Source organism: Moorena sp. SIO3B2 (assembly GCF_010692525.1).
Lineage (GTDB): Bacteria > Cyanobacteriota > Cyanobacteriia > Cyanobacteriales > Coleofasciculaceae > Moorena > Moorena producens.
Map to the genome: position 1 here is coordinate 1 of NZ_JAAHHE010000269.1, position 8,393 is coordinate 8,393.

An 8,393-nucleotide genomic window follows, 5' to 3' on the forward strand; every position below is an offset into this window, starting at 1 on the left:
TCGGCAGCAACAAGCCGCATTAGAAGCAAAAAGAAAGCAACTGGCGGTACAGAATCAAATTGGCTCTAGAGCAAACCAGAGAATTCAAAACAATTCACAGCCTGCTCCAAGACCGGTTTCTATTGCCGCCCCATTGCCTAAACAGCCAGTGGTTACCGGTCAGAAAACTACTGCAACACCACCGTCTCAATCTACTAAAATCAAATATTACGTGATACTCAACGACGGCAGTGCTAGTGGTTTAGCAAAAGCCAGGAAAATTGTACCTGGTGCTTTTTTGGGTCGATTCCCACAAGGTACTCGCATTCAGATGGGAGCATTCAAAAATGAAGCCAAGGCCAATGCTTTTGCTAACCAACTACGTCAACAAGGAATGTCTGCTTCGATCTATAGACCTTAATCTTTTTGTTGAACGCGCAGTGTGGCCTTTTGGCCAAGGTTAACCGGTTACCCTCGATGGGTTGATTTAGTATGGGTCGGGACTAGGGAACCTACAACTCTAGTTTGCTGACGAATCAGCACCGGCGAGATTCGACTGGAACGAGCTTCGCAACCCAGACAAGCACCCCCATCTTCTCATTCTGAGCGAGACGGGTGCTGGAAAGACTTGGCTCGGCGCATGGGTGGCTGACTGGATTGGGCTTGGATAAGACCTGAAAGTGATTTATACGAAGCGCAAGGGCGACCAATGGCAGGGAATGCCAGTGGTGGGTGGGGATCGGAAGTGATTTTGAGGCGATTGAGGATTAATTTCAGTCCCAGCTCGCAACCATGATCGAGCGGTGTAAAAATTTGGATGAGGTTGAGGAGCTGCCCCATTTGGTTAGATGCGTGGATGAATTGCGTGCGATCGCAGAAAAAATCGAAGGCGAGACAGGATACCAAAGGTTGATTTAAGGGGCTATTCACCTACACCAAGCCGATCATATAGGATGCATGAGAAACAAGCATGAGATTGATTCTTCATGCCCTTTGGAAAGCAAGTCAGGATGCAGGGGTTTGAGGGCATTAGAGACTGCTGAGATAACCTCACTATTATTCGACTTGGAAAGAAGGCAGTTGACCATGCTAAGGGGCTGTTAAAAAATGGGGTAATCACTGAGCCAGACTTCCAATGGTTGCATAATCAATATCGTCCCGTTACGGTAAATGATACCCTAGCTGAGTACCCGCGTCCTGAGAATTGGCAGCCTACAGGTAATTATATTTCTGTCAGCAACTCTGCAAAGAATGACAGCTTCAACGACATTTTTGGACAATTCAGCAACTCTTCCGGTGGTGGGGGTGCGGAAGACTCGGATGGCAATCCGGAAGACTCTGACCCGGAAGCGGAAGACAGCCGGAAGACCTATGGGTAGGGAGCGGAAGACGATTTCGCCCGGTTTGAGGCTTTGCTGGATAACCCCCCGGATGAGCCGCTATTTGATACCCTCGATCGCAACGGAAGACTCTTCCTGCTGAGGGTGATGTTATACCAAATCCTGTTCCCATACCCCCCTTATCTGCATAGACCTAGATTTCTGGCATAAACTGGCATAAAAAGATTTGGTCGATTTTTATCAAGGGGTTTTGACAACCGGATTTGGTATTATACCGAAATCTGGGCATCCAGGAAACTATTCGTGGGTGCATCTCAAAGTTGTAAATCTATCACTGAGGGAACTGTAGAAGTTTTTTAGCCTTCAATGGTCGTATTTTTGCAAAAGTGAGATGCACCCCTATTCGTTTAGCTTGGGGGCATAAAGCTGGTGGTAGGAATTATATCAAGTATAAAGCGGCGAGAGAAATGCTAGAGCGGATGATAGAAGAGTTAAATGAGCAGGGATTTAATGCTGAGAATAATTTGGGGTTTGATTCTTAATTTTACTTTAGACAAAATCAAGGAAACATTAACACCGAGCCAGAGAAAAGAAGTAGTCTAAGGTGTGATCAGACGATCGAACGGGAGTTACCCCGTGGGGGTAACTCCCGGTAGAAAAGAATAAGGGAATTTCCGCACTTTTGGAATTAATCGAAGATTTCCGCGACTAACCATCTCAATCTCCCGATTCATCTCCTTGATGGCAGCGGTGGCGAGACTTTGATAAGGAGTTAAAGGAAATAGGATTTTATATAGCAACAGCCAGGTTGGTTAGGACGCTAAAGTGAGGACGTGCTCCATAGCCTCTCGCAGTGTTTCAAAATGCTCTAGTTGCAAGCGAGGTGCGGCTTTTTAGCCATGACCAGCATTTTTCAATCCGGTTCAAGTCTGGTGAATAGGGTGGGTTTGTACCACACCTGACAACCTGCAGCCCGAACCAGTTGCTCAATACGTCCACCTTTATCAAAGGTGGCATTGTCAATCACCAGTTTCTGCCCTGGTCTCAAGGTGGGAATCAAGCACGTTTCGTTCCCAAGTTTCAAATACCTCTCGATTACAATAGCATTCAATAGTGAAAGGTGCTAACAACTGTTGGCCACAAAGTGCAGCAATCATGTTGACTCGACCTTTTCTGCGACCGGACTTCAGGTCATGAAAGCGCTCTCCTTTAGGACTGTAACCATAGCCATAATCGTCTCGATGATCCATACCTGACTCATCGGCATAAACAATCTGTTCATATCTTTTGGGTGGCTAGCTGTTCAACAAAGGCTTGGCGTAATTGTTCATCTCTTTCACGGTAGCCGTAAGTCTTTTTTTTCGCGTAAACCCAATTTTCTTCAAGGCACGTGATATTGTGCGTTCGCGAAGCGTCGGGCAAAGCCCGAATCGCTGATCTCTCCATCCCATAACTCAGCCATCTCCACCTGGGTTTTGTCACCATGGGTTTCGGCATTGGCTCGAAACTTCTCCGAGTCAGTGATCTTGTTATTCAAGCCTCGGTGCTCCCTGACTTTGGTTCGTTTGTCCCCCGTCTGTTGCTTTACGCCGTAACCACAAATTAATGGTGTTGCGGCTAATGTTAAAATACTCACTGGCTACGAGAGCGCTTCATGCCATTGAGTTCGATCGCCTGAATTACTTTTTGGCGCAGGTCGTAGCTGTAAGGTTTGGGCATGACAGAAATCGGACGATAAGTGGAAGGGCTTTTCTATTCTATGTCCTAACTATGATGGCGACTGCTATAATTTGTAGGCGTAGGTGTTTTTGGAGCCAAGTTCGGGAAACCCATCCTCACGAAGATGAAATTTAAATTTACAAAGATGAAAACAATCGATAAGATTTAAACATAAAGCGTTTTACTATTTGACCGCATGGCTAGCATATTTGTGGGAGCTAGAATCCCTCCATGCCTTCATGAAAAGTTTTCAGACTACATAACTAAAGTTGATGTTACTAAGTCTGAGGTGTTGACCGCTGCACTGGCGCAGTATTTAGGCGCAACAGCCGATGTGCCTTTGAGTCAAAGGGTGGCCGGGGTAGAGTTGAAGGTCGAGGAGCTTCAAAGGAAGTTTGCGGTATTTGAAGCAAGGGTGTGTGCCAAGTAAACATTACAATTTTTGAGTCTTATGCATTTTAGAGATACACTGGATATTCTGCTTGAGAGGAAGTGGTACGATGAAATGAGGGAATCTAAACCAGAACTAAGAACAAGGGAATCTAAACCAGAACTAAGAACAAAAGAAACTAAGTTTGGAATGAAGTTGGATTCAACTGAAATTTCTCTTAGTTTAGGTATCTTTGGTATTAAGTGGAAGTTCTCTCACAAGAAATGATAGGTAAAACACCTGGTTGACTGACAAAAGTTCTCCCCGGAAGTCTTCAAACCTAGATGGGGTAGCCGAAGGGGGGAATTGACAACAGGCAGAGGGAGCCAGCATTCTCAAGATAGATACCACTAATAGCTGGTGTTCTAAATCGCACTGGCCTTGAGTGAGGATGGAGGCGATAGTAATGAGCATCGAACGAACGTTGCCTTGAGAACTAGGACTCAGAGAGTTGAGGCAGCTCCAGACAGGATTATTCGCCATTGGAAGAGGCTGTTTGAGCCGGAGGTCGGAAGGTGTAAAGAGTTGATGTGAGGGAGTCATTTTTCTTTTGAGGATCGATTCAAGCTAGGGAAGGTCTCACTAATGTGATTAGGACGGGTTAGGGTAACTGCGTCGGCGATCGCAAGGGTCAGTTCCCCGGCGCACGGCTAGTACAAACATGAGCGATGCCGGGGTCTACTGCCAGGGATTCATAAAATTTTAGGTCATTTTCGATGGCAGTGCGCCCATCCATCTTGGGTTCGTGTCACCGGACGCCACCTCACCTTAAAACCCAAGCATGTCTTGACTTACAGCCAATTAATCCCCTCTTTAAGGCGTGCTTTCAAATATATGTTACGCTTACGTCCAAAGGTTTCAGGAATAACGCCCCAATTAGGGGACAAATAGGGCATCCTTTGGAGATGCCCTCAGTTAGATCTAGATAGTTACCCCCATCCGACACATAGCGACGCAAATAACCCCATAACAAACACAATACCGCATCATCACAGACATATTTCCCCACAATGTCCATCAAAAAAGAATGATTGATACTCGCGTAATAGCTCTCCGTTTTGCTGCGACACATCACTTACACAGTTAATCCACCTGTAGGGGCACATGACATGTGCCCCTACTATTTATAGCGTTTGCTAGGCTTTGGTAAGCAATTGTGCGTAAGTGCGTCAGAGAAATTGACTAGGTACGTAGCAAAAACGGGAACCAATAGAAGGACAAAGCAAACGGCGTTGCTGAATCAAGGAATGAATGCGCGGACATCTGGTTTTGGTCAAGCCTCCGTTGGTCCCCCAAGGGAGGGCATGTTTTCAAAGTTTTCCGCCAGATGATGATCCCCCCCAGCCCCCCGCGCGGAAGGGGGGAGCCTAACTCATTGTCCCCCTTTTTTAAGGGGGATTTAGGGGGATCTCCCTTAATAAGGGGGGAGCCATTCTCACAGTCCCCCTTTTTTAAGGATTTAGGGGGTATCCCATGTTTTCCGCCAGATGATGATCCCCCCCAGCCCCCCGCGCGGAAGGGGGGAGCCATTCTCACAGTCCCCCTTTTTTAAGGATTTAGGGGGTATCCCATGTTTTCCGCCAGATGATGATCCCCCCCAGCCCCCCGCGCGGAAGGGGGGAGCCATTCTCACAGTCCCCCTTTTTTAAGGATTTAGGCGTGTTTACCAAAGGTTAGCGCCAGATGATGATCCCCCCCAGCCCCCCGCGCGGAAGGGGGGAGCCATTCTCACAGTCCTTAATCAGGTGGGAGGCATCTCAAAGTCCCCCTTTTTTAAGGGGGATTTAGGGGGATCTCCAAGTTTGAAGACAGGCCGGGTGGGGGGCGAAACCATAGCCAGAATCACCAAGCCCTATTTATCAGTGCTTAATCGGTATAGTAAAACCGTTGATCTGACTTAACAGCCATGAAATCATAATTCGGGCTTGCTGTATAAGTGTGGAAGCCCTAAGTAATCGCCAGAGTATGACTTCAGACTTCTGACTTCAGACTTCTGACTTCTGTAACTTCTTCCTGTTGGGACTAAGCTTTCATTGTAGAAAACAGTAAAAACACTATTACTACTAGTGAAATTAGGCCATGCAAGACTTTCTAGAATATATGCGGACTCTACAGGTCTCGCAGGAGTTAGATAGAGCCACCCAAGCCGAATCAGCCAACACCGTTTCCATCGCTACCATCCAAACTCTGGGTTCTCCCCAGCAAATTCCCCATTATGCCCGAAATCATGCTCTACTCCAGCATCCCTGGTTGCTGAGCTTCCAAAATCCACCGTTAAGGCACACTCACCTAGAGGATTTACCCACTACTGATCAAAAATTAGGAGTCTTAGTTGCTGATCATCCCCGATTATCCTGTTTAATCAGGGAAACTGGCGTAAGTCGTAACCTAGAAACTTGGCTCAAGCAGCGTTATCTGATTAGTTGGTGTTTTCCCAATTGGCTCACTGCTGTTGCTTCTAAGTTACCTACACCCCAAACCCGAATCCCTTTATTAAAGAATCTCTATGAAGAACACGGATTATCGGGGAAACCTGGCCATAGCAAACCCCATCCTCAAATGTGGCAGCAGTTATTTGAAGAATTATCAGCGATCGCACCAGGTCAGTCCATACCTCTACCAAAGTCATCACAAGAATTATTACCAGGAACCCAACGCTACCTGCAAATCTACACAACTGCTTGCTTCCAATACCCCGCTGCCTTTGGATTGGGGATACTGGCTTTCACGGAATCTATCCTACCCTATGAAAACCAACTGATTTTAGCAGGTCTGAAAAAACTGGGTATTTCCACAAAAGGACAAGAATTCTTTGCCGTTCACTGCGACTGTGATATAGACCATGCTGAGGAAATCTTAGATGTGATTGAGCAGACCGCTAATTCTCCCCAAACCCTTTGGCAAGTATGGCAGGGCGTGGCCATGGCAGTAAGAGCTCGTCAGGGATTTTACGATGATTTGGATCGAGAATTGGTACTGCTGCGTCAAGACACTGTTAAATCCAGTAAAAGTTGAGGACTTTGGCTATTGATAAAGTCATCCCCCTGGTGCTTTTCATTGCTATTGGTTATGCGCTGAAAGGGAAATTTCAAAAACCTGTAGCAGTTGGTGCCATTAAAACCTTAATTATCAATGCCTTACTGCCTGCTGCTCTATTCCTATCCACGATCAAAATTGATATAAGTCAAGGCTTACTCTCTCTACCGGCTTTCGGACTTGCTATCAATGTCTTCTTGTTAGGAATTGGATGGTTATTGACAGGTTTGGTGATTCCTAGCAAAGAAAAAGCTAAAGCCCGCTCGTTGATATTGATGTTTGCCTCTTTAGCTCCTGGCTTAACAGTTTATCCGTTTACTCAGGAATTTTTAGGTGAGCAAGGACTAGCTCTAGCCGGGTTGATGGATGTAGGGAATAAATGTTTTGTGCTAATCGGTCTTTATGGTTTAGCCATGTATCTACACCAACGCAGTGTTGATAATTTCCACATCAATTTCAGCAAATTTAAAAGGATTGGATTGACACTGATCCAAGAACCAGCAAATTTAGCGTTGTTACTGGGTTTGTCCATAGGAGCATTAAATCTAGGTAAAACACTTATCCCAGAAATAGTGTTGCAGGCCCTGCAACGGTTAGCGGCTTGCACTACTCCCATGATTCTGTTTTTTGTAGGGATTTCTCTGAAGCCGAAAACCTTACAATTACGGAAAATTTTACTAATTTTACTCGTCCGCTCAGCAGTAGGCTTCTGGTTTAGTGCAGCAGTACTGATTTTGTTTAAACCAGATACATTAGCAGAAACTTTACTAGCTGTAGTTTTACCCCAAAGCGGATGCAGTTTGTGGCCGTTGTTGTATGCTTCCCAGATTAATATGCTCGACCAAGAGCAACATCGGCGTACTCACCCAACATTTGATACGGAATTTGCTCTAGGATTACTGACCACTTCTATTCCGATATCGATTGCTGTGAATTTAATTATTTTTTCTAATAGCGAGTTTTTTATCTCTCCATCCCATCTCGGATTAGTCGGAAGTATACTTTTGATCCTGTTCAGTATAGCAAAGGGAATCAATCGGGAATCGGGAATCGGGAATCGGGAATCGGGAATCGGGAAGAGAGAATCGGGAAGAGAGAATCGCGAATAGCGATGGGTTGCATCAAGCACAGAATCAACGTCACAGAAGACTGTACCTCATAACTGCGAGAAAGGCTATGATTCAATTTTGGTTGTGAGCATTAGGCAGTGGCCGGAAAACTGCCACCAATGAAGTGAATATCACTGAAGGTTTCGATCCACAGACGAGCGCCACAACCCAGTGGCTTATCGGGCTGATAGACAATCCGACAAGGACCGAGGATTTCGACTTGATTGCCGTATAGATTGTCACCGCTTCGTTTTACTGAAATAACTGGCTGACGCTCTTCGGGAGTTTTGTGATTGTTGCTGCCAATGCGATTGCGATTGACATTGATTTTGGCCAGAGCAGGAGGACGAGTAGTACGCCATTTGCCCTTTGGTCCACGCTTCTTCTCAATGATTTGGGGCAGATTGTTGAACAGAGGAATAATCCAGAATTTACCACTTTTATAAGCACCCCGGACGCGACCATCATTAAGGAGTTGGCGCAAGCGTCGAGAAGAAATTCCTAACAGAGAAGCGGCTTCAGTAGTACAAACGGACTTGTTCATGAGTGGTTTTACTTTACTCTTCCGATAACACTATTATAATGACAAAAGTTAGCTCTATGGGTGTTTGTCAATTATTGTTAATATTTATTTACAAACACCTTTTGAGGTAAGCTATCAGCTATCAGCTATCAGCTATCAGCTATCAGCTATCAGCTATCAGCTATCAGCTATCAGCTATCAGCTATCAGCTATCAGCTATCAGCTATCAGCTATCAGCTATCAGCTATCAGCTATCA

9 protein-coding genes and 1 pseudogene are annotated in these 8,393 nt (G+C 45.6%); 6 read left to right on the forward strand and 4 right to left on the reverse strand.

The features are described from left to right. The 3 genes from F6K38_RS30640 to F6K38_RS30650 all read left to right on the forward strand — a co-directional run. A partial coding sequence (locus F6K38_RS30640; protein ID WP_287358828.1) for an SPOR domain-containing protein occupies positions 1–400 on the forward strand: 400 nt, incomplete at its 5' end. A 371-nt stretch (positions 401–771) separates the two neighbouring features. After that, complete coding sequence (locus F6K38_RS30645) at positions 772–897, forward strand: hypothetical protein (RefSeq protein ID WP_287358830.1); 126 nt, start codon at positions 772–774, stop codon at positions 895–897. A gap of 221 nt (positions 898–1,118) precedes the next feature. Beyond that, positions 1,119–1,358 (forward strand): hypothetical protein, encoded by a 240-nt coding sequence (locus F6K38_RS30650; protein WP_008190671.1) that lies wholly within the window; start codon positions 1,119–1,121, stop codon positions 1,356–1,358. A 773-nt stretch (positions 1,359–2,131) separates the two neighbouring features. Here F6K38_RS30650 and F6K38_RS30655 read toward each other — a convergent pair. Then, a pseudogene (locus F6K38_RS30655) lies at positions 2,132–3,038 on the reverse strand (IS630 family transposase). Between the two features lie 211 nt (positions 3,039–3,249). Here F6K38_RS30655 and F6K38_RS30660 point away from each other — a divergent pair. Further along, a complete protein-coding gene (locus tag F6K38_RS30660; RefSeq protein ID WP_202799282.1) occupies positions 3,250–3,468 on the forward strand; it encodes a hypothetical protein in 219 nt (72 codons plus the stop codon). A gap of 183 nt (positions 3,469–3,651) precedes the next feature. Here the strand turns inward: F6K38_RS30660 and F6K38_RS30665 are convergent, their stop codons facing one another. Then, a complete protein-coding gene (locus F6K38_RS30665) occupies positions 3,652–4,011 on the reverse strand; it encodes a hypothetical protein (RefSeq protein ID WP_131827102.1) in 360 nt (119 codons plus the stop codon). A 283-nt stretch (positions 4,012–4,294) separates the two neighbouring features. Next, entirely contained in the window at positions 4,295–4,540 is a 246-nt protein-coding gene (locus F6K38_RS30670) for a hypothetical protein (RefSeq protein WP_165691849.1), read from the reverse strand. A 1,007-nt stretch (positions 4,541–5,547) separates the two neighbouring features. Here F6K38_RS30670 and F6K38_RS30675 point away from each other — a divergent pair. Both F6K38_RS30675 and F6K38_RS30680 read left to right on the forward strand, forming a co-directional pair. Continuing rightward, positions 5,548–6,483, forward strand: a complete 936-nt coding sequence (locus tag F6K38_RS30675) for an iron-containing redox enzyme family protein (RefSeq protein ID WP_287358834.1) — start codon at positions 5,548–5,550, stop codon at positions 6,481–6,483. Between the two features lie 5 nt (positions 6,484–6,488). Further along, a complete protein-coding gene (locus F6K38_RS30680) occupies positions 6,489–7,613 on the forward strand; it encodes an AEC family transporter (protein ID WP_287255299.1) in 1,125 nt (374 codons plus the stop codon). A gap of 91 nt (positions 7,614–7,704) precedes the next feature. Here F6K38_RS30680 and F6K38_RS30685 read toward each other — a convergent pair whose 3' ends face one another. Then, the gene (locus tag F6K38_RS30685; protein WP_287358837.1) at positions 7,705–8,157 is read right to left on the reverse strand and encodes a helix-turn-helix domain-containing protein; all 453 of its coding nucleotides are present in this window, start codon (positions 8,155–8,157) and stop codon (positions 7,705–7,707) included. Between the last annotated feature and the right edge of the window lie 236 nt (positions 8,158–8,393).

Bases quoted from the DNA above. Each gene is read 5' to 3' on its own strand.
- F6K38_RS30645 (WP_287358830.1), top strand. From the start codon at position 772: ATGATCGAGCGGTGTAAAAATTTGGATGAGGTTGAGGAGCTGCCCCAT.
- F6K38_RS30665 (WP_131827102.1), bottom strand. From the start codon at position 4,011: ATGACTCCCTCACATCAACTCTTTACACCTTCCGACCTCCGGCTCAAA.
- F6K38_RS30670 (WP_165691849.1), bottom strand. From the start codon at position 4,540: ATGTGTCGCAGCAAAACGGAGAGCTATTACGCGAGTATCAATCATTCT.
- F6K38_RS30675 (WP_287358834.1), top strand. From the start codon at position 5,548: ATGCAAGACTTTCTAGAATATATGCGGACTCTACAGGTCTCGCAGGAG.
- F6K38_RS30685 (WP_287358837.1), bottom strand. From the start codon at position 8,157: ATGAACAAGTCCGTTTGTACTACTGAAGCCGCTTCTCTGTTAGGAATT.